This is a genomic window from Hyphobacterium sp. (assembly GCF_965228115.1).
Taxonomy (GTDB): domain Bacteria; phylum Pseudomonadota; class Alphaproteobacteria; order Caulobacterales; family Maricaulaceae; genus Hyphobacterium.
Window position 1 is genome coordinate 2,311,919 of record NZ_OZ245794.1, and the last position, 19,006, is coordinate 2,330,924.

General features: G+C 59.1%; 19 protein-coding genes and 1 other RNA gene. 14 read left to right on the top strand and 6 right to left on the bottom strand.

Going from position 1 to position 19,006, the window contains the following annotated elements; genetic code table 11:
- Positions 1 to 5 precede the first annotated feature (5 nt).
- Genes asnB through ACO079_RS11850 form a run of 3 tightly spaced genes read right to left on the bottom strand, consistent with a single transcriptional unit; the run spans position 6 to position 3,817 of the window.
- Positions 6 to 1,898, bottom strand: coding sequence for an asparagine synthase (glutamine-hydrolyzing) (gene asnB / locus ACO079_RS11840; RefSeq protein WP_421790302.1), 1,893 nt, complete (start codon positions 1,896 to 1,898; stop codon positions 6 to 8).
- Between the two features lie 34 nt (positions 1,899 to 1,932).
- The gene (locus ACO079_RS11845; RefSeq protein ID WP_421790304.1) at positions 1,933 to 2,754 is read right to left on the bottom strand and encodes an NAD-dependent epimerase/dehydratase family protein; all 822 of its coding nucleotides are present in this window, start codon (positions 2,752 to 2,754) and stop codon (positions 1,933 to 1,935) included.
- A gap of 55 nt (positions 2,755 to 2,809) precedes the next feature.
- Positions 2,810 to 3,817 carry an NAD-dependent epimerase/dehydratase family protein gene (locus ACO079_RS11850; RefSeq protein ID WP_421790306.1) on the bottom strand — a complete coding sequence of 336 codons (1,008 nt, stop codon included), beginning with the start codon at positions 3,815 to 3,817 and terminating at the stop codon, positions 2,810 to 2,812.
- Positions 3,818 to 3,982: 165 nt separating this feature from the next.
- Between ACO079_RS11850 and ACO079_RS11855 the strand changes: the two genes are divergently transcribed.
- Genes ACO079_RS11855 through ACO079_RS11870 form a run of 4 tightly spaced genes read left to right on the top strand, consistent with a single transcriptional unit; the run spans position 3,983 to position 7,918 of the window.
- The gene (locus ACO079_RS11855; protein ID WP_421790308.1) at positions 3,983 to 5,104 is read left to right on the top strand and encodes an NAD(P)/FAD-dependent oxidoreductase; all 1,122 of its coding nucleotides are present in this window, start codon (positions 3,983 to 3,985) and stop codon (positions 5,102 to 5,104) included.
- A 22-nt stretch (positions 5,105 to 5,126) separates the two neighbouring features.
- Positions 5,127 to 6,179, top strand: a complete 1,053-nt coding sequence (wecB, locus tag ACO079_RS11860; RefSeq protein WP_421790310.1) for a non-hydrolyzing UDP-N-acetylglucosamine 2-epimerase — start codon at positions 5,127 to 5,129, stop codon at positions 6,177 to 6,179.
- 58 nt (positions 6,180 to 6,237) lie between these two features.
- Positions 6,238 to 6,843 carry an acyltransferase gene (locus tag ACO079_RS11865; protein ID WP_421790312.1) on the top strand — a complete coding sequence of 202 codons (606 nt, stop codon included), beginning with the start codon at positions 6,238 to 6,240 and terminating at the stop codon, positions 6,841 to 6,843.
- A gap of 40 nt (positions 6,844 to 6,883) precedes the next feature.
- Entirely contained in the window at positions 6,884 to 7,918 is a 1,035-nt protein-coding gene (locus tag ACO079_RS11870) for a glycosyltransferase family 2 protein (RefSeq protein WP_421790314.1), read from the top strand.
- Here ACO079_RS11870 and ACO079_RS11875 read toward each other — a convergent pair.
- Both ACO079_RS11875 and ACO079_RS11880 read right to left on the bottom strand, forming a co-directional pair.
- On the bottom strand, positions 7,906 to 8,871 hold the full coding sequence (locus tag ACO079_RS11875; RefSeq protein ID WP_421790316.1) for an NAD-dependent epimerase/dehydratase family protein: 966 nt from the start codon (positions 8,869 to 8,871) through the stop codon (positions 7,906 to 7,908). The two genes, ACO079_RS11870 and ACO079_RS11875, sit on opposite strands and share 13 nt — an antisense overlap.
- Before the next feature lie 4 nt (positions 8,872 to 8,875).
- On the bottom strand, positions 8,876 to 9,487 hold the full coding sequence (locus tag ACO079_RS11880) for a hypothetical protein (RefSeq protein WP_421790318.1): 612 nt from the start codon (positions 9,485 to 9,487) through the stop codon (positions 8,876 to 8,878).
- A 42-nt stretch (positions 9,488 to 9,529) separates the two neighbouring features.
- Between ACO079_RS11880 and cysD the strand changes: the two genes are divergently transcribed.
- From cysD to ACO079_RS11930, 10 genes are all read left to right on the top strand, one after another.
- Entirely contained in the window at positions 9,530 to 10,324 is a 795-nt protein-coding gene (cysD, locus tag ACO079_RS11885) for a sulfate adenylyltransferase subunit CysD (RefSeq protein ID WP_421790320.1), read from the top strand.
- 11 nt (positions 10,325 to 10,335) lie between these two features.
- Complete coding sequence (gene cysC / locus ACO079_RS11890) at positions 10,336 to 12,198, top strand: adenylyl-sulfate kinase (RefSeq protein WP_421790322.1); 1,863 nt, start codon at positions 10,336 to 10,338, stop codon at positions 12,196 to 12,198.
- The gene (gene cysQ / locus ACO079_RS11895; protein WP_421790324.1) at positions 12,195 to 13,004 is read left to right on the top strand and encodes a 3'(2'),5'-bisphosphate nucleotidase CysQ; all 810 of its coding nucleotides are present in this window, start codon (positions 12,195 to 12,197) and stop codon (positions 13,002 to 13,004) included. Before cysC ends, cysQ begins: the two co-directional genes overlap by 4 nt.
- 33 nt (positions 13,005 to 13,037) lie before the next feature.
- Positions 13,038 to 14,213, top strand: coding sequence for an AGE family epimerase/isomerase (locus ACO079_RS11900; RefSeq protein ID WP_421790325.1), 1,176 nt, complete (start codon positions 13,038 to 13,040; stop codon positions 14,211 to 14,213).
- Positions 14,210 to 15,274, top strand: coding sequence for a mannose-1-phosphate guanylyltransferase (locus ACO079_RS11905; protein ID WP_421790327.1), 1,065 nt, complete (start codon positions 14,210 to 14,212; stop codon positions 15,272 to 15,274). Before ACO079_RS11900 ends, ACO079_RS11905 begins: the two co-directional genes overlap by 4 nt.
- A 58-nt stretch (positions 15,275 to 15,332) precedes the next feature.
- Positions 15,333 to 15,611, top strand: a complete 279-nt coding sequence (locus ACO079_RS11910; RefSeq protein WP_421790329.1) for a DUF4164 family protein — start codon at positions 15,333 to 15,335, stop codon at positions 15,609 to 15,611.
- Positions 15,604 to 15,954 (top strand): cell division protein ZapA, encoded by a 351-nt coding sequence (locus tag ACO079_RS11915; RefSeq protein ID WP_421790331.1) that lies wholly within the window; start codon positions 15,604 to 15,606, stop codon positions 15,952 to 15,954. The genes ACO079_RS11910 and ACO079_RS11915 overlap by 8 nt, the downstream gene beginning before the upstream one ends.
- 34 nt (positions 15,955 to 15,988) lie before the next feature.
- Positions 15,989 to 16,149: non-coding RNA, 6S RNA (gene ssrS / locus ACO079_RS11920), on the top strand.
- Positions 16,150 to 16,151: 2 nt separating this feature from the next.
- Complete coding sequence (locus ACO079_RS11925; protein ID WP_421790333.1) at positions 16,152 to 16,730, top strand: 5-formyltetrahydrofolate cyclo-ligase; 579 nt, start codon at positions 16,152 to 16,154, stop codon at positions 16,728 to 16,730.
- Between the two features lie 9 nt (positions 16,731 to 16,739).
- On the top strand, positions 16,740 to 17,558 hold the full coding sequence (locus tag ACO079_RS11930) for a TIGR00282 family metallophosphoesterase (RefSeq protein ID WP_421790335.1): 819 nt from the start codon (positions 16,740 to 16,742) through the stop codon (positions 17,556 to 17,558).
- Here ACO079_RS11930 and ACO079_RS11935 read toward each other — a convergent pair.
- Positions 17,555 to 18,994: a S41 family peptidase gene (locus ACO079_RS11935; RefSeq protein ID WP_421790337.1), complete on the bottom strand. Its 1,440-nt coding sequence runs from the start codon at positions 18,992 to 18,994 to the stop codon at positions 17,555 to 17,557. The two genes, ACO079_RS11930 and ACO079_RS11935, sit on opposite strands and share 4 nt — an antisense overlap.
- Positions 18,995 to 19,006 lie beyond the last annotated feature (12 nt).

The window sequence follows — 19,006 nt, forward strand, 5'->3', positions numbered from 1 at the left end:
TCTTTTTATTTGAATTTGTAAGCGTTGAACATCTCTTCAAGGTTCAGCAGCGACCAGACAAGAAGCCGGCGGTTTGCCTTGCCTTCCAGATGCTCGTTCAGCAGGCCTTTGACAGTAGAATAATCCAGTAAATCATACAGATGGGCCTTCGGCGTCATCAGCGTTTCCCGAACATAATCAATGCTTTCCCCTTTGAACCAGCTGGCATCTGGGGCGGAGAAACCCTGCTTGATCCGGTGCGAGATTTCATCTGGTAACAAACCCTTCATCACCTTGCGAAGGATCAGCTTGCCGTCCGTGGTTTTGGTCTTGAATTTCGCAATGTCCTCTGCCGAGGCATGGGGGCCAAGCGCGGCCACTTCGTCCAGCCGGCCCAGTTTCAAGCGCGCCGGAATTTTCATGGCGAAATCAACCAGGTCATTGTCCAGGAACGGCACCCGCGTTTCCAGCGAATGCGCCATGGCGATCTTGTCTTCAATCGCGAGGAGGCCCTGCAGGAAGGTCTTCGCCTCGAAATAGAGCGAGTGGTTCACATAGTCTTCCGGGCGAGAGCCCGAGACATCGCGGCCCTTGAAGACGTCTTTGAACACTGCGCGCGGATCAAAATCGCCTGCCTCTTCCCAGATCGGGGCAAACACGTCCGGCGCGGCATCGGCGGGCAAAAGCCGCCGCCAGAATTGAAGGTATTTGTCGATATACTGGTCAAAATCCGTGTTCGAGACGGCGCTGTAGTATCGCCAGGGATAACCGGCAAACAATTCATCGCCACCTGTGCCCGCCAGCACCACCTTGTTAAACTTGCCCGCCAGCTGGGCGACATACATGTTGGGATAGGATTGCCCCACGCGCGGCTCTTCAAGCGTATAGGCGAGCGCCGGCATAATACGTTCCATATCGCCGGATTTCAGAACCATTTCATACTGCTCCGTCTGGAACAGATAAGACATGTGCTCGGCGTCTCGGCGTTCGTCGAACTGCAATTCCATGCCCGAGGCCGAGGACAGATCAAAGCCGCAGGTAAAGGTCCGCATGGAATCAAGCTGCTGCGCGGCCACCGCTGTGATCGAGCCCGAATCCATGCCCCCTGACAGGTAGGCACCGACATCCACATCTGACACCAGTTGCCGGGTCACGGCTTGTTCGAACAGGTGGCGCAATTCGCGCTGATAATCTTCTTCGGACCCGGTATCGCCTTCCGGTTCCTGGAAATCGAAATCCCAATAGCGCGTGATCTTGAAGTCCGGCTTGCCGGGGTCATCCACGCCGATCTGGGCGTAACAGCCATGTGGCAGGGTTTTCACGCCCGCAAACAGGGTGCGGTCGGTAAAGTAATTCTGGAAGGTCAGGTATTCACGAAAAGCCGACGGATCGAGGCGGGCATCCAGCGCGGGATGGGCCAGCATCGCCTTTATTTCGGAACCAAACAGCAGAACCGAGTCATTCTGCCAATAATACATTGGCTTCACGCCAAAACGGTCGCGGGCCAGCGTCAGGTGGCCGGTCTTCCTGTCATAAAGCGCGATCCCGAACATGCCGTTGAATCGTTTGAGAGCGGCTTCCAACCCCCAGTGATCCACCGCATGGAGGATGACCTCGGTATCGGTCCGGGATTGGAAACGGACGCCTTCCGCCTGCAGTTCTGCGCGCAGATCCAGATAGTTATAAATCTCGCCATTGAAGACGATGGTCAGCCGGCCATCCGGCGTCTGCATCGGCTGCAAGCCAGCCGTCGACAGATCAATGATCGACAGGCGGCGATGGCCGAGCGCAAGACAATCATGCGTCCACTGGCCTTCGCCATCGGGACCACGATGCACGATGGCATCGGTCATTTTCTTCAGGAGTTTGGTCGATGCCGGGCGGCCGTCGAGATTGAGAAAACCGGCTATCCCGCACATAAGCGACCTCTTACTTTACGGCGCGGCCATGGCTTCAAGCCTGACGCGCAGCATCCACAGTCCGCCGGATACCCTCAGACAGCGTGACAAGCGAGTCCTTGCGGCACATGGCATGAAATTTATCCGCCGGCGGCGTCATTTCCAGACCCGGCTGCTTTCCGGAGCGCTGAATTACGGCTTGTTTTCCCGCCGCCGATTCGACCGTGCGGATGATGTCCTCAATGGTCGCGGGCTGCGGCCCGGCGACATTGACAATGCCATCGGTTTTCTGCGCCAACGCTTCAACAAAAAATCGTCCACAATCATCGACATAAGTCGGCGTGAGGGAAATCCCCGGACCGTCTTCCGGCAACGTCGCAGGCACACCATTCAGCACGCCTTCAACCAGGCGCGCGATCAGCATCTGTTCCTGACCCGGCCCGTAAAGGAAGAAAATCCGCGCCAATGCCACGGCGAAATGGTCGTTATAGCCGCGGCATACCGCTTCGCCCGCCAACTTGCTGGCTGGGTAGAAGTTTTTCGGTGAAACCAGCTGGTCTTCCAGCATCGAGCCAGTGAAGGGCTCATAGACGCTCCCCGTGGAGGCATAGAGGAAATGTTCTGCGCTGGCCTTGCGGGCGTATTCCAGCAGCTCGGCAGTCGACGCCGTATTCACCCGGAAGACATGCGGCGCGCCATCGGGCAGGTTCCGGTATTCCGGCGATTGCGCCAGATGGATCACCGCGTCGATTTTTTCCGGCAGTGTCTCCGGCTTCAGCGGTTCGGAGAGATCCGCTGAAATCCAGTTGATCCCGTCGCTCTCGCCGCTTCCGGACCGCCGCAGGGCGAAGACCTCATGTCCCCGCAATTGGGGCAACAGAGATTTCCCGAGAAACCCTGTTCCGCCGGTAACGAGGACACGAGCCAAAGGTCTAGCCTTCCTTGACGACGCGCGAGCCTTCGCGGCGCGCTTCGACTTCAGCTTTATGATTGGCGCGCCAGTCTATCAACCGGCGGAGGCCTTCTTCCAGATCAATCTGGGCATCAAAGCCGATTTGCTCGGAGGCTTTCTTCGGGCAGCCGATCCGGTTGCGCACAAGGGTGGCCTGGCTGCGCTCGACATAATTAATCGGCTGATTGGAGCCCGTCAGATTGAGCAGCATTTCCGCCAGCTCTTTCAGGGAGGTACGGATGCCGGTGCCGACATTGTAGTATTCAGCCACCGTATCGGCCTTCATGGCGCAGATATTGGCATAGGCGCAATCTTCCACCGCGACGAAGTCAAACGCTTCCGAGCCATCGCCCATAATGGTCGGGCCTTCGCCCTTATCGATGGCATCCAGCATTTTCATGATCACGGCGATATAGGCGCCGTTATAATCCTGGCGCGGGCCATACACATTCATATAGCGCATGCCGACGACCGGCAGGCCATAGCGGTAATGATAGGCCGTGGCCATCGCTTCGCCGGCAATCTTGGTGGCGCCATAGAAGTTCTTGTTATTGAAGGGGTGATCTTCCGGCATCGGATCCATCACGGCATCGCCATAGACCGAGGCCGAAGAAGAATAGACCAGGCGTTGGACCTGCTGTTGGACGCAGGCATCCAGCACGTTGAACGTCCCCTCGACATTCACTTTGAAGGCCGAACGGGGATACTCGTGACACTGCAACAGCCACAGCGCGGCAAAATGGAAGACGCAGTCTGCGCCTTTCAGGGCGGAGTTCAGGATATCCGGCTGGGTGATATCGCCGCCGACATCATAGATTTTCACGCGGGGATCTTTGAGCGCATCGGAAAGGTTTTCCGTCCGGCCGCGCACGAAATTGTCGTAGATCAGGATTTCTTCAACGTCTTCCTTGACCAGCTTGTCGACGCAGTGCGAACCGATCAGTCCGGCGCCGCCGATCACGACCGCCTTTTTGCCGCGAATATCCATGGTAAACCCCCGAAAAAAGAATAATTCTCGCTTAAGCGGGCTTCGCTTAGCGGGTTTGCATGTCATCTGCAAGACACCACACCGGTGGACTGCATGTCGCATCCAAGAGGACTTGCCATCGGGGTGTGGGAATGCTGTTCAGGCGCAAGCTTTGGGGACTTTTGAATGGACACGCTGGAATGTGTGGTACTCGGGGCGGGCGTTGTCGGCCTGGCGGCTGCGCGGGCGATGGCTCTGCGCGGATATGAAGTCGCCATCCTGGATCGGGGTCCGATTATCGGATCGGAAACCTCCTCGCGAAACAGCGAGGTTATTCATGCGGGCATTTACTATCCCAAGGGGTCGCTGAAAGCGCGCGCTTGCGTGGCCGGCAAGCACCGCTTGTACAAATTCAGCGAAGAACGCGGTGTTCCTTATAGGAATTGCGGCAAGCTGATCGTCGCGACCAATGCCGAGCAGCACGAGCGGCTGAAAGACATCCGCCAGCGCGCGGCGGACAATGGTGTGCCGGACCTTGAACACTTGCCGCGGGAAGCCGTCCTCGAACGTGAGCCACAGTTGAATGCCTATTCGGCACTCTGGTCACCTTCCACTGGCATTGTCGATAGTCACGCCTTCATGCTGGCGCTCGAAGGGGAAGCGGCGACGCATGGCGCAATGACCATCCTCAACACCGAAATTGCCTCGGTCTGCAAAAGCGCAACCGGCACGGTGCTGGAGCTAACTGATGGTTCAGCCTTCGAAGCGAAAATCTTCATCAATGCGGCAGGCCTGTTTGCCCCGGACATTGCCCGCCAAATGGGCGAGCCCTTCGCCTCGCAGGCGCCGCAAGCCCATTATGCCAAGGGCAGTTATTTTGGATTGGCGACCAAGCCACCCTTCTCAACCCTGATCTATCCCGTCCCGGAGCCGGGCGGGCTCGGCGTTCACGCCACGATCGATCTGGCGGGCCGGGTGCGGTTCGGTCCGGATGTCGAATGGGTGGAGGGTATCAATTATGATGTGGACCCCGATCGGGCCGAGCATTTCTATGCCCGGATCCGGGATTACTGGCCAGGCCTGCCCGATGGCGCGCTGACGCCGGACTATTCCGGCATCCGTCCCAAAATATCTGCCAGGGGCGAACCAGCCGCAGATTTTCGCATTGATGGCCCGTCCGTACACGGAGTAGACGGCGTCGTGCACATGTTCGGCATCGAATCGCCGGGGCTCACAGCCTCGCTTGATTTGGCTGACCGGGTAGCCCAAGAGATCACCGACCGGCCGGCACCCGCCGGGTCGCTGTAAGAATTAGGCAGGGGGATTTGCCATGAAACTCTTCACGATTGTGGGCGCGCGCCCGCAATTCATCAAAGCCGCCGCCGTAAGCCGGGCGGTCGCCGAAGCCGGTGGCATTGATGAGGCAATCATCCATACCGGCCAGCACTATGACGCGAACATGTCCGACATCTTCTTTGACGAGCTCGGCATACCTGCGCCGGCTCGCCATCTTGGGATTGGCGGCGGTTCGCACGGGGCCATGACCGGAAAAATGCTGGAATCGCTGGAAGCGGCGATGATGGAAGACAGGCCGGATGCGGTTCTGGTCTATGGAGACACCAATTCCACGCTGGCCGGCGCGTTAGCGGCCTCCAAGCTTCACATCCCGATTGTGCATGTTGAAGCGGGTCTGCGGTCCTTCAACCGGAAAATGCCCGAAGAGATCAATCGCGTGGTCGCTGATCACCTCTCGGTCCTGTTGTTGAGCCCGACGCAAACTGGCGTCGACAACCTCAAGACAGAAGGCCTGACCAAGGGCGTTCATGCCGTCGGCGACGTCATGCACGACGCGACGCTTTATGCCATCGAGCAATCGAAGACGCGTTCGACGGTCATGTCGGATCTGGAACTCGACGGAAAAGACTATGCAGTGTGCACCCTGCACCGCGCGGAAAATACCGATGATGTGGACCGCTTTGCCCGGGTCATTGCCTTTATCGAGGATCAAGCGAAGACCCGACCTGTCATCTTTCCGGTCCATCCGCGCACCCGCAAAGTGATGGCCGAACGCGGCATCAAGCCGGAAGGTGTCGTTCAGATCGACCCGCTGGGCTATTTCGACCTCCATCGCTTGTTGGCCGATTCGTCCCTGGTGCTGACTGATTCTGGAGGCTTGCAAAAGGAAGCCTATTTCCACCGCAAGCCCTGCATCACGCTGCGCGATGAAACCGAATGGACCGAAACAGTCGGGGCGGGCTGGAACCGGCTTTGGACGATGGACGACTGGAAATCGCCGCGAGTGGACATCACAGATTGCGGAGATGGTGATGCCGGAGCGAAAACCGTGGCCGTGATCAAGGACTGGTTTGCAGCGCAGAAATAGCGCTTGCTGGCCTATCACTTCCGGCAGATAAGTCACCGAAACGGAACGGGGAAAGACAATGAGCTATTGGGCACACGAAACTGCCGTGGTCGATGATGGCACCGAGATCGGTGAAGGCACGAAGATCTGGCATTTCAGCCATGTGTTGCCGAACACGAAGATCGGCCGCAATTGCTCTTTGGGCCAGAATGTGATGGCAGGCCCGAATGTCACGCTCGGCGACAAGGTCAAGGTCCAGAACAATGTCTCGCTCTATAAGGGCGTGCATCTGGAAGACGGCGTGTTCTGTGGCCCGTCTTGTGTCTTCACTAACGTCCTGACGCCGCGCGGTTTTGTCGAGCGCAAAAGCGAATTTGGCGAAACCATTGTGCGCCGGGGTGCCACGATTGGCGCAAACTCGACAATTGTGTGCGGCGACCCGAACGGCAAAACAGAGCTTGGCGAGTACTGCTTTGTCGCCGCTGGCGCGGTTGTGACCAAGGACGTGCCGGCCTTCGCGCTGATGGCAGGCGTGCCTGCCAAACGCATTGGTTGGGTCAGCCGGGCCGGTGAAGTGTTGGGCAAAGACCTGAAATGCCCGCGCACCGGCGAGCAATATGAAGAGCGCGAGGGTGTCCTGACGATTGTAGAGGAAGTCGATCAGGACAGCCCCCATATGGGTTAAGCCCATTGACCGGTTGTAAGGCTTGGTGAAAACCGCCCCTATGAGCCCGCCTGAAAAAGCCGATCCCGCAAACGCCGATGTCGTCAAGGCCGACATTGTCGTCGTCAATTATCGGTCCGGCGAGTATCTCCAGGCCTGCATTGACGGACTGTTGGCTCAGACGGAAACAGCATTCCGCGTGTTTCTGGTCGATAATAGCCCCGAGACAGGCGAGGTTGATGCCCTCATAGGGCTCGACGGCCGGTTCGAAATTCTACCGCAAAAGGACAATTTGGGATTTGCGGCGGGCTGCAATCTTGGCGCAGGACAAGGCTCGGCCCCGTTTCTGGCGATGCTGAATCCGGATGCAGCACCTGAGCCCGACTGGCTGGCGCGGCTGTTAAACTGCATGGACGACACCGGCGCTGACATGGCCGGATCCACCCAGTTGATGACCAATGATCCTACGCGGTTGGATGGCGCGGGCGATGCCTATGCCCCCTTCGGCGTAGCCTGGCGGGGCGGATTTGAAAAGCGCGCGGAAATCGCACCGCCAACGGGTTATTGTTTCAGCCCCTGCGCTGCGGCCTCGATTTACCGCCGCAATGTTTTCAAGGATGTCGGCGGATTTGACGAACGCTTCTTTTGCTACATGGAAGATGTTGATATCGCCTATCGAATCCGCATGCGCGGCGGGTTCGGCGTCCAGTGCAAGGAAGCCGTCGTACAGCATGTCGGATCCGCGAGTTCCGGCCGGGCTTCGCCCTTCGTCATTTATCATGGCACCCGAAACCGGGTCTGGACCTTCCTGAAGAACACACCGCCGGTCTTGTTCGTCGCCATGTGGCCGCTGCATGTTTTGGTGAATATCGCTTTTCTGATCCGTTCCCTCCGGCACCAGCGCCTCGGTATCACCTGGGAAGCCACACGCGATGGATTCAGAGGTTGGAGCTGGATTGCATCAGAAAGAAAACATCTGGCCCGGACGCGAAGTCGCGGAAGCTTTACGCTGGCGCGCGCCATGACCTGGTCGCTTTTCAAACTGGCGGGGCGTTTGCCGGATGTCCGGCCCTTGAAGCCGGATCAAACGCGGTAATAGGCGCGATACCAGTCGACGAATGCCTGAATGCCGGTCTCGATGCGGGTTGTCGGGGCATAGCCGTAATCGCGTTCAAGCGCCGAGACATCGGCACAGGTCTTGGTGACATCGCCGGGTTGCATCGGGAACATCAGTTTTTCCGCGGATTTGCCTGTGGCGGTTTCAATGGCGGCGATAAACGCGCTCAGCGGCCGGGGGTCCGAACCGCCAATATTATAAACCCGGTGCTGTCCAGATTGCGGCGCGTCCTCGGCGATACGGACAAGCGTCTCCACGACGTCGTCGATATAGGTAAAGTCCCGCTCCATCCGGCCTTCATTGAAGACCTTGATGGGCTGGCCCTTCAAAATAGCCTCTGTAAACAACCAATATGCCATATCCGGCCGGCCCCAGGGGCCATAGACGGTAAAAAACCGCAAGCCGGTCTGGGTCAGCCCGTACAGATTGGAATAGGTGGCGCTCATCAATTCGTCGGCGCGCTTGGTGGCGGCATAGAGCGAAGCCGGATGCTCGACCGGATCGCGCTCGCTGAACGGGGCCTGGTTCCGCTCGCCATAGACCGAGCTGGACGAGGCATAGACCAGATGATCAATCCCGCCTGCATGGCGGACGGCTTCCAGCACGGATAGATGTCCCATCAGGTTAGACCGCGCATAGGCCAGTGGATTTTCCAGCGAGTACCGCACACCGGCCTGGGCGCCCAGATGGACCACCCGGTCCGGTGCAAAGGACTTAAGAACGCTCGCCACACGATCGGCGTCAGCAAGATCCATCTTCTCAAATGCGAATCCGGACTGCCCGGCAAACTGATCCAGCCGCGCAGTTTTTAGCGCCGGATCATAATAATCATTGAGATTATCAATCCCCAACACCCGGTGCCCGCGGGCCAGCAGGGCTTGCGCTGAATGGAAGCCGATAAAACCGGCGGAGCCTGTGAGGAAGATTTTCATGAGATCAGCGGGGCAAGTCCGTGCAGTCAGCCTCGCCGGTTGTTTCTATGCGAATGCCATAAAGATCAACCGCATTGCCTGCGGAGGCTGCACTTGGCCACAGCCCGGCATAGGCAAAGGTCGGATTACAATAGGGCACGCTGACCCTGTATTCATAATCCTGTACGCCTGCCACAAGTTCGAAATTCTGCCAGGCGGATTGACCGATTCCGTCCTGAAAAAAGGCGAGATCCACAGCGTCCGCACCGTTCTCCCTGGCGGCCTGCATCCTGTAAGTAATAAGCAGATTATAGCCGGCGATGGCTTCAATTTCATAAGGGCGTAGCGCATCAAACACGCCAGCGGAGCGCGGCGTTGTCGGGCCCAATCGATCAAGATTGGCCGTTATGCGCGAGAAAAGTGTTCCGTTTTCGTCCTGCAACGGTGCAAGGGTCAGGCCTTCCGCGATTGCCATTGCGTGCAGCCGGTCGCCGGAAATTTCGATCCCGTTATCGCGGATATCTTCCGCCACGCCGACGCGATCGGCCGAAGTGGTCACCAGCGGAATGGCGATCATGGCGGCTGCCGCAATGAGGATCAGCGGATAGAAGATATAGTCGTTGGATCGCAACAGCATGGCGGCTAGAAACAGGCTCCGGGACGAGGCGGGAATATAATCATGGATCCCCTAACACGTTTGGAGAACCGCAGCATCTATATCCTGCGGGAAGCAAGGCGGGCGTTTTCACCCATGGGCCTTTTATGGTCGCTGGGCAAGGACTCCAACGTCATGCTGCACCTCGCGCGTAAAGCCTTTGGCGGCCGCGTGCCGTTTCCAGCCATCCATGTCGATACCGGAAAGAAGTTTCCGGAGATGTATGCCTTCCGGGCAGAGTACGGGAAAAAGTGGGATCTCGACCTGATTGTCCGCGATTGCCCGCCCGTGGCCGCAACCGATGAATCTCTGCCGCCGGCAGGCCGGTCCGCGGCCCGAAAAACAGCGGGTCTCAAAAACGTCCTCAAGGAATTTGGCTTCAAGGCGCTGGTGGCCGGTATCCGCCGGGATGAACAGGCGATCCGCGCCAAGGAACGGGTTTTCTCGCCCCGTGATGCGTCAGGCGCTTGGTCAGCCCGTCACCATCCACCGGAATTCTGGGATCAGTTTTCCACGCATCTGCCCCAGGGTGGGCATATGCGCATTCACCCGCTGCTCGATTGGACCGAGCGCGATATCTGGCTCTACACCAAGCGGGAAAACATCCCGGTGATTGATCTTTATTTTGCCAGGGACGGCCAGCGCTTTCGCTCACTGGGCGATCAGGACATTACGAACCCGGTGCCATCCGAAGCCGACACGGTCGATAAGATCATCGCCGAGCTAGAGCACTCCAGGATCGCAGAACGCGCAGGCCGGGCTATGGGCCATGAAGCTGAAGACACGTTCGAGCGTTTGCGCTCGGACGGGTATCTGTAGGGGGCGTTGCGATGAGCCAACCTCTCACCCCTGTAGTCTTCGCCGGCCATGTTGATCATGGTAAATCCACTCTGATCGGCCGCTTGCTGGCGGATACGGGGTCTTTGCCGGATGGCCGTCTGGAAGAGGTTAAAGCCAGCTGCGAGCGCCGCGGGGTCGATTTCGAACCCGCCTTCCTAATGGATGCCATGCAGGCCGAGCGCGATCAGGGTGTCACCATTGATGCCGCGCGGATACTGTTAAAGTCGCGCCAGCGCCATTTCCGCATTATTGATGCGCCCGGCCATGAGAGCTTTTTGCGTCACATGGTTTCCGGCGCCGCGGAGGCCAGCGCGGCGGTGCTGGTGATTGATGCCGCTGAAGGCGTCCGCGAACAGACCCGCCGCCATTCCATGTTGCTGGGTCTGCTCGGCGTGTCGCGCATCATCATTGTGGTCAACAAGATGGACCGGGTCAGCGAAACCCAACGCGCCTTTGACCAGATTTCCGCCGAATTGAACTCGCTCATGTCTGATGCCGGTCTTGAAACCGAGGCGGTGATTCCTGCCATTGCGCGGTCCGGGGAAATGGTTGCAAAGCGCGAGGGTGACAAGGGCTCTATCCTGTCCTGGTGGTCCGGGCCAAGTCTGTTGGAGGCACTGGAAAAACTTCCCGGAGAACCCGAAGCCATTGACCGTCCTTTACGCATGCCGGTCCAGGACGTGCTCAAGGACGCAGACAGCCGCATAATCATCGGGCGTGTTGAATCCGGGAGGCTGTCCGAAGGCGAAACCGTTCTGCTTTCGCCCTCGGGCCAGACAGCGAAAATCGCCAAGCTGGTCTCCTGGCCGGATGATACCGCAACCGCGTTCGGCCCCGGCGAGGCTGCCGGCTTCCTGACCGAATCCCGTCATTTCATTGATCGCGGCGAGATGGTGACAGCGCTCTCTGCTCCCTCTCGTGAAGCCAGCGCTTTCGATGCACGCTTGTTCTGGCTGGCCGATCATCCCCTGCGTGCAGGAGACGGCATCACGCTGCGGCTCGGTACGGCAGAGGCGCAGGGCGAGATCACCAAAATTCATCACATCAGCGATGCAGGCCGCGAAGGCAAACCGGAGGACGGCGAAGTTCCGGCCGGTGCCATCGCCGATGTGTCGGTCCGCTTGCGGCGGACATTGGCGCTGGATGATTATCGCGATGATCCGAAGACAGGCCGCTTCGTGTTGATCGACAAAGGCATTATCTGCGGCGGCGGCCGTGTGTCGCTGGAAGGCTATCAGGACGACAGCGCGGCGCGCCGGGCCAAGGCCAGCCACATTCATTATTTCGCCTCCACCGTGAACCGCGCCGACCGGGAAGAGCGCACGGGCCATAAGGGCGGGGTGATCTGGCTGACCGGACTTTCAGGCTCAGGCAAGTCCACCCTCGCCAATGCGCTGGAACTGGCGCTTCACCGGCGCGGCTGGTCCTCCACCATTCTGGACGGTGATAATCTGCGCCATGGCCTCAATGCCGATCTCGGCTTTTCACCGGATGACCGGACGGAGAATATCCGCCGTGTGGGCGAAGTCGCTGCGCTGTTTGCGCAATCCGGCCTGATCGCCATTTCCGCTTTCATCTCGCCCTACCGTACTGACCGGGATCAGGCGCGGGCTGCGGCGGGAGAAGGCTTTCACGAGATTCATGTCGCAACCTCTTTGGAAGTCTGCGAAATGCGCGATCCGAAAGGTCTCTACAAAAAGGCCCGGGACGGTCAAATCAAGGAGTTCACCGGCATCTCAGCGCCTTATGAGGAGCCCGACAAGCCGGAGCTTGTGGTCGATGCCGGGAGCCAGCCCATCGAGACCTGCGTCGAGCAATTGCTCGATTATGTCGACCGGAACTTCCGCCTTTGAAACCCGATCTCGCCTTCCTTTCAGCGCTCGAAGACGCCTGCCATGAAGCAGGCGAGAAAATTCTCGCTGTCCGCAAACGCGGCTTCAAGGCCGAGCGAAAATCTGATGCTTCACCTGTGACCGAGGCCGATCGCGCGGCTGAAGCCGTTATTCTGGAACATCTGGCAAAGATCGCGCCGGGTGTGCCGGTGATTGCGGAGGAGGCCTTTACCGCCGGTCATGCACCGAAAACGGACGACACGTTTTTCCTTGTCGATCCTCTCGATGGCACCAAGGAATTCATCGCAGGACGAGATGAGTTTACCGTCAATATCGGCTTGATCGTCAAAGGCGTTCCCACCGCCGGTGTTGTGCTGGCACCGGCAACCGGGCGTATGTTTGCCGCCGATAGCGGTAAGGCCTGGCGAATGGAAGCGGGCAATCGGCATGTCCTGATCGGTCGTGAATGTAATCCGTCCAGCATGATCGCTGTAGCCAGCCGGTCGCATCGTGATTGGCAGACAGACAGCCTCCTCAAGGCCCTCAAGGTTCAGGATACGGTGGGTGTCGGCTCCTCGTTGAAATTCACCATTCTGGCTGAAGGTGGGGCGGACCTTTACCCGCGCTATGGGCGCATCATGGAATGGGATACCGCCGCCGGCGACGCCATATTACGCGCGGCAGGCGGGCAGATCATGGATTTGCTAGGCCAACCCATCCGCTATGGCAAAGCCGCAATCGAAGACCCGTTTGCGCATGCCGGCTTCATCGCATTTGCCAGTGAAAAAGCCGCCCATGCTTACCTTTCACACATGAATTTGGTGTAGGCCTGTTGGCTCAATAGCGGGCTTGGAATTTTCATGACGGCGCCGAAAACTCTCATCGACACCGCTGCACGTTTTTGCGACTGGATGCGCGATGCGGCTTTGCCGGTCTGGGCGGACGCTGGATGGGATGCCGAACGGGGCGGGTTTTTTGAGCGTTTGAACCTCGATGGCTCGCCTGATGCCGACGCCGTGCGCCGCGTGCGGTCACAGGCCCGCCAGGTTTATGTCTATGCCCATGCGCACGAGCTTGGTTGGTATGAAGGCCGTAAGCTCGCGCTGCAAGGCTTCGACTATCTGGTCGACAAAGCCTGGTCGCCCGATGGTGCGCCGGGCTGGGTGATGAAGCTCAATCGTGATGGCAGCGTCGCCGATCCAACCCGCGATCTTTATGAACAGGCCTTTGCGCTTCTTGCATTGTCGCATGTTTACCGACTCACCGGCGATGCGCAGGTCAAAACGCTCGCCAATGAGACGCTGGCTTTCATTGACGATGTAATGGGCGCGACCTCTGGCGGTTGGCGCGAGGCCGAGCCGGATCGCCTGCCGCGCCGCCAGAACCCGCACATGCACATGTTTGAAGCCAGCCTCGCCCTGCACGAAGCCTTTGGCGGGCAAAGCCATCTGGCCCGAGCGGGCAATATTCTGCGCCTGATGCGCGATCACTGGCTCTTCCCGTCTGGCGGATTGCGCGAAGTATTCAACGCCGACTGGTCGCCGCTCGACGGTCCTGAGGGCCGCAAGACCGAGCCGGGTCACCAGTTTGAATGGGTCTGGCTGCTCGACCGCTATGCGGAATTATCCGGCAATGAGCCTGGACCGGAATCCGCCGGGCTCTATGCCTTTGCCAAAGCCTATGGCCGTTCACCAACAACAGGCTTGATTGTCGCCACGGTCAGCGATGACGGCGTAGTGCTGGATGGCTCGGCACGCACCTGGCAACAGACCGAGCACCTCAAAGCTGCCCTTGTGCAAGGACAAACCGGACGCTCCGGCGGCTGGGGCAGTGCGCAAGACGCGCTGCATCAACTTTTTACCAAATTCCTCAAACCCGCGCCGACCGGTTGCTGGATTGATGCCTATGGCGCAGCGGGTAATCCGGCAGTTACGCACATTACCGCGTCGACGCTCTATCATTTGTTGGTGGCTGCGGTGGAAGCTGATCGTGTTCTTGGACGCAAGGCCCAGCCCCTGCGCAAGGTGGTGGGATGACCCGAATTCGCCCCGCCATCCTTTGCGGCGGTTCGGGCGAGCGGCTCTGGCCGCTCTCGCGCAAATCCGCCCCGAAGCCTTTTCACACGCTATTGTCTGATCGGACCCTGTTTGAAGACACGCTGCTGCGTTGCACGGGCGAGGGCGAAGGCGTTTCCTTTTCCGATCCGTTGATCATCGCAGGACAAGCGATTGAACAACCGGTGCGCGACGCGCTGAAAAGCGCCGGGATCACCGCGGCCTCGATGGCGTTCGAGCCCATGGGCAAGAACACAGCCCCCGCTGCGGGTATCGCAGCGCTGCTGGCCCAGAAACAGGATGGACCGGAGGCCTTGGTGCTTTTGGTGCCATCTGATCATCACATCGCCCCCGTCTCGAAATTCCGTGAGACGATTGCCGCTGCCGCGCCTCTGGCCGCTGACGGAAAGATCGTGGTGTTCGGTATTCCGCCAACCCGGCCGGAAACCGGCTATGGCTATATCCGTCAGGGCGAGGCGTTAGGTGAAGGCTTTGCCGTCGAGAAATTCGAAGAAAAGCCGAACGTAGACACCGCCAAGGACTATCTCGCAGCGGGCAATATGCTCTGGAATGCCGGGATCTTCCTGTTCCGCGCCGATGTGCTTCTGGGCGAGCTGGGTCTTTACGAACCCGACGTGCTCGCGACCATCAATCTGGCCTTGAGCGAGGATGACTCGATCGACGCAGATCTGTTTTCAACCGGCCCGTCCATCCCCATCGATATTGCCGTCATGGAGCGCACCAAATACGCCGCGGTCGTTCCCGCCCGCTTTGACTGGTCGGATGTCGGCACCTGGCCGTCCTTGATGGATGCGGTCGAGGCTGATGAAGAGGGCAATGTGCTTGCCGGCGATGTCACCGCACTCGACACCACAGGCAGCTATGTGCGCGGAGAGGGCATCACCGTTACCGCGTTGGGCGTGGATAATCTGGTTATTGTCGCCACCAAAGACGCGGTGTTCGTGGCCCCGAAAGACAAGGCCCATGACGTCAAGAAAATCCTTGGCACACTCAAGGAAAAGGGCCGCGACGAGCTCAGCTGAGCAACAAACTTCGAGTCCTGCTTGAAGTTTTTCGCGTTTGAGCCGATTTTAATAGCGCATGTCCAAGACAAAGGATCCGCTCGCTCAAGCGATTGCGCGCCTCGATAAGGCGCTGACCCAGGTGGAATCCCGCCTGCATACCTTGCAGGCCGCTGCCCAGACTTCTGACAACTCGGATAACGATCGGGCACGCCTGGCTGAAGCCCTTGATAAATCCCGCGCGTCCGAGGCCGCCATGGCGGAAGCGGCTGAAGATGCCTCCAAGGCGCTTGGCGAAGCGATTGAGGAATTGCGTGCCGCAGCACAAGCCGCTGAAGCGGAGGCGCAAAATGGGTAAGGTTTCCGTCACCCTGAATGGCCGCGCTTTCACCATTGGCTGCGAAGATGGGCAGGAAAGCTATCTGCGCGAGCTGGCCCGCCATCTCGATACGCATGTGTCCGGTCTCTCCAAACAGGTGGGCCAGATCGGGGATTTGCGTCTTTTGCTCATGGCGTCGCTGGTTGTGGTCGATGAACTCAAGACCGCAGAAAACCGCCTCGAAGCACTCGAAGGCCACCTCAACCGGTTGAAATCAGAAGGCGGCGGCCCGGCAGAACCTGCCAGTGATGATGGTCTGGTCGAGGCGCTCAACGGGATTTCAGCGCGGCTGGAAGCACTGGCTGCAGACGAGACCCCTTGAGGATGAGGCCCTCGCGGTCCACATACACAAGCGGCGGTCCCTGCGGCATGCGTCAGGACTTTAATTCCCCGCGACCTTACATCTCATCGCGGGAGCTGCCTCTGATTGGGATCGTGGTCCCTGATACGCGGCGCCCACCTACGTCTGTGGGTTCGATGGGAATTTACAAAGGCCAACGGTGACTGTGGGGCCGCTGCATGTTTTCTAAATGGCGTAAGCAACGCGCGCGAAAAGCGGCACTGGCCCGCCGCAAGGCGGCCCATGCGGCTTTACCGGATGCAGCCGCCGCACTGGTTGAGCATTTCCCGGACGAGATCTGGCCGGGCGTCGGCAAGGTCGTTGCGGCTTATTGCGCGACGCATTCCGAAATCGACCCGATCCGCCTGATGGAAACCTTTCACTGCGAACAGGCGCGGATTGCCCTGCCGCGCGTGGACGGGCCGGACCAGCCTTTGACTTTCCATCAATGGCAGCCGGGTGATGAGCTGGAGATCGGTGCCCACGGCATTGCCGCGCCAAAGTCCGGCGCGCCGGTTCTGGAGCCGGAATTATTGCTAGTGCCGCTGGTCGCCTTTGATCAGCGCGGTATGCGGCTGGGCTATGGTGGCGGATATTATGACCGCACGCTGGCGGCCTTGCGCGCGAAGAAATCGGTCATGGCCGTTGGCATCGCTTTTGAGGTTCAGGGGGTCAAAAAACTTCCCACCCAACGCCATGATCAGCCACTGGATTGGATTGTCACCGAAAAAAGGGCATATCGCTTCGCCAGCAAATAGGTGGACGAGATGCGGATAGCGTTTTTTGGTGATGTGATGGGCAAGACCGGCCGGAAAGCCGTGACTGAACACCTGCCCGGCATGCGCGAAACCCTGTCTCTGGATTTCATTGCCATCAATGCCGAGAACGCGGCAGGCGGCTTTGGCATCACCGAACGCACCGCCAATGAACTGTTCGAGGCCGGTGCCGATGTTTTGACCCTCGGCAATCACGCTTGGGACCAGTCTGAAGCCCTATCCTATATCGAGCGTGAGCCGCGCCTGTTACGTCCGGCGAATTATCCGCCCGGTACTGCGCCCGGAAAGGGCGCGGGTGTTTTCGCGGCCCAGAATGGTGCCATGGTCTTCGTGATGAATGTGATGGGCCGGTTGTTCATGGATCCGCTGGACGATCCCTTTGTCGCCGTGGAACGGGAATTGTCCGCTGCGCCTTTGGGCGAGGTCTGCGATGCCGCTTTGGTGGATTTCCATGGCGAGGCGACATCGGAAAAGAATGCGATGGGCTATTTCTGTGATGGCCGGGCTAGCCTGGTGGTCGGCACTCATACTCATGTGCCGACTGCGGATTATCGCGTCCTGCCGCAAGGCACCGCCTACATCACCGATCTGGGCATGACGGGCGATTATGATTCCATCATCGGCATGGACAAAGAAGAACCCATGCGCCGCTTTACCACGCGGATGCGCTCGGGCCGCTTTTCACCGGCAGACGGCGAAGCCACGCTGTGTGGTGTGATCATCGAGACCGATAACCGCACCGGGCTGGCGAAACATATCCAGCCGGTGCGGGTCGGCGGCCTGCTCGGAAACGCCGAGCCTGACTTTTAATCAGCTGCCGCTGCCAGCGCGGCGTCCATTGCCGGGTCAGCGCCATTCAGCCAGCTTTCCAGCGTTTCAGGTGCCTGGAGATCCGGCGTATAGCCCAGGCCGATCTCCGGATCAGAGATGTTCTGATAATTGCGCTGGGCCGGGACCCGTACGCGAATGCCGCTATTCGGCAATTCCAGGAAAAAGATAAGGTTCGCCGTCGGGCCTTCCTGTGATCCGCCTGTGGCTTCACCGACCAGCAGGGCATCACGCTGATCGCGCAGCGCGCCGATGATTTGCGTTGCACCGGATGAGTTCAGCGGACCCGTCAGGATGATCAGCTCGCCAGTAAACGCGTTCTCAGCTGGTTGCACCTCTTGGCCTGCACCGGAAATGGCCGGGTTCAGGATGAAGCCATTGCCATCTTCAGCCTGGGTGAACCAGGCCGGATCCGGGTTCAGGGCCGCCTGCTCCCAGGTTTGCAAATGCTCGCGCAGGCCATCAAGGTCATAGGTCGCCACGCGGACTTCGCGCACCGGCGCATGGGGGGCGCTCAGTAAATGCGCCATTAGGCCCCGCTGGGCATCCGTCGAGCCACCGCCATTCTCGCGCATATCCAGGATCAAGGTTTCGGTGTTGTTGGCGGCGATGTCTTCAAACACCGGGCCATAGACCGTTAGGGGATCGACCGGCGTGCGGTAGTTGACGAACGTGCCCTGGCGCAAAATAGCGACGCCTTCTTGCGGATATTCCACCGTCACATTGCCCTCGTCGGAGAAATTCCGCCAACGCGCCTCACCGGTCAGAGCGCGGAACTCTGGATAGGTCAGGCGATCTGCAAGGACTGCGAGGGTTTCGCCATCGCGGTGCGCGGTCAGTTGCACCTGAGCGCTTACCTCATTCATCAGCGGATCAAAATGATCAAAACCGGAGCCGAGAAATTCGCTGGTCGATTCAATCACCCGGGTCCGGACAGAGTCGGTAAACCCATCGACCGGGATCAGCGGATAGATCGCCGCCAGACGATCGGAAGCTGCATCGCCATCAACGGTCAGAATTTCATCGCCGCGCTGAAGACCTGTCGTGCCGGGCTCCTCGACATACATGCGGCCCTCAAAGACGCGAAAGCGGAACGGCAGATAGACGGGTTCGCTATCGCGCAACTCCGCTAGATCACGCGGCAGCTCCGCCTTGGTATGATCGCACCGAATGTCCGAGAGCAGCAAGGACAGGTCGAGATAAAGCTGTTCGCGGCTCACACCGGCACGTGCGCGGGCTTCCAGCCGGGACCAGCCGGCATCCAGCTGATCACGCTCGATATAACGGTCATAGCCAGGATGCACGCGTTCCAGCGCGTCTCGGGCGAGTTCGATATCTGCCAGAGCGGTGTCCGGGGACATGTTCAATGCTTGAGCCGAGGCCAGCGCGCCGACGGAAAGAAGGGTCGAAATAATCATGATCAAGGCTCC

Coding starts and splice junctions, on each gene's coding strand:
- asnB (WP_421790302.1), bottom strand. CDS start 1,898: ATGTGCGGGATAGCCGGTTTTCTCAATCTCGACGGCCGCCCGGCATCG.
- ACO079_RS11850 (WP_421790306.1), bottom strand. CDS start 3,817: ATGGATATTCGCGGCAAAAAGGCGGTCGTGATCGGCGGCGCCGGACTG.
- ACO079_RS11855 (WP_421790308.1), top strand. CDS start 3,983: ATGGACACGCTGGAATGTGTGGTACTCGGGGCGGGCGTTGTCGGCCTG.
- wecB (WP_421790310.1), top strand. CDS start 5,127: ATGAAACTCTTCACGATTGTGGGCGCGCGCCCGCAATTCATCAAAGCC.
- ACO079_RS11865 (WP_421790312.1), top strand. CDS start 6,238: ATGAGCTATTGGGCACACGAAACTGCCGTGGTCGATGATGGCACCGAG.
- ACO079_RS11870 (WP_421790314.1), top strand. CDS start 6,884: ATGAGCCCGCCTGAAAAAGCCGATCCCGCAAACGCCGATGTCGTCAAG.
- ACO079_RS11875 (WP_421790316.1), bottom strand. CDS start 8,871: ATGAAAATCTTCCTCACAGGCTCCGCCGGTTTTATCGGCTTCCATTCA.
- ACO079_RS11880 (WP_421790318.1), bottom strand. CDS start 9,487: ATGCTGTTGCGATCCAACGACTATATCTTCTATCCGCTGATCCTCATT.
- cysD (WP_421790320.1), top strand. CDS start 9,530: ATGGATCCCCTAACACGTTTGGAGAACCGCAGCATCTATATCCTGCGG.
- cysC (WP_421790322.1), top strand. CDS start 10,336: ATGAGCCAACCTCTCACCCCTGTAGTCTTCGCCGGCCATGTTGATCAT.
- ACO079_RS11900 (WP_421790325.1), top strand. CDS start 13,038: ATGACGGCGCCGAAAACTCTCATCGACACCGCTGCACGTTTTTGCGAC.
- ACO079_RS11905 (WP_421790327.1), top strand. CDS start 14,210: ATGACCCGAATTCGCCCCGCCATCCTTTGCGGCGGTTCGGGCGAGCGG.
- ACO079_RS11910 (WP_421790329.1), top strand. CDS start 15,333: ATGTCCAAGACAAAGGATCCGCTCGCTCAAGCGATTGCGCGCCTCGAT.
- ACO079_RS11915 (WP_421790331.1), top strand. CDS start 15,604: ATGGGTAAGGTTTCCGTCACCCTGAATGGCCGCGCTTTCACCATTGGC.
- ACO079_RS11925 (WP_421790333.1), top strand. CDS start 16,152: ATGTTTTCTAAATGGCGTAAGCAACGCGCGCGAAAAGCGGCACTGGCC.
- ACO079_RS11930 (WP_421790335.1), top strand. CDS start 16,740: ATGCGGATAGCGTTTTTTGGTGATGTGATGGGCAAGACCGGCCGGAAA.
- ACO079_RS11935 (WP_421790337.1), bottom strand. CDS start 18,994: ATGATTATTTCGACCCTTCTTTCCGTCGGCGCGCTGGCCTCGGCTCAA.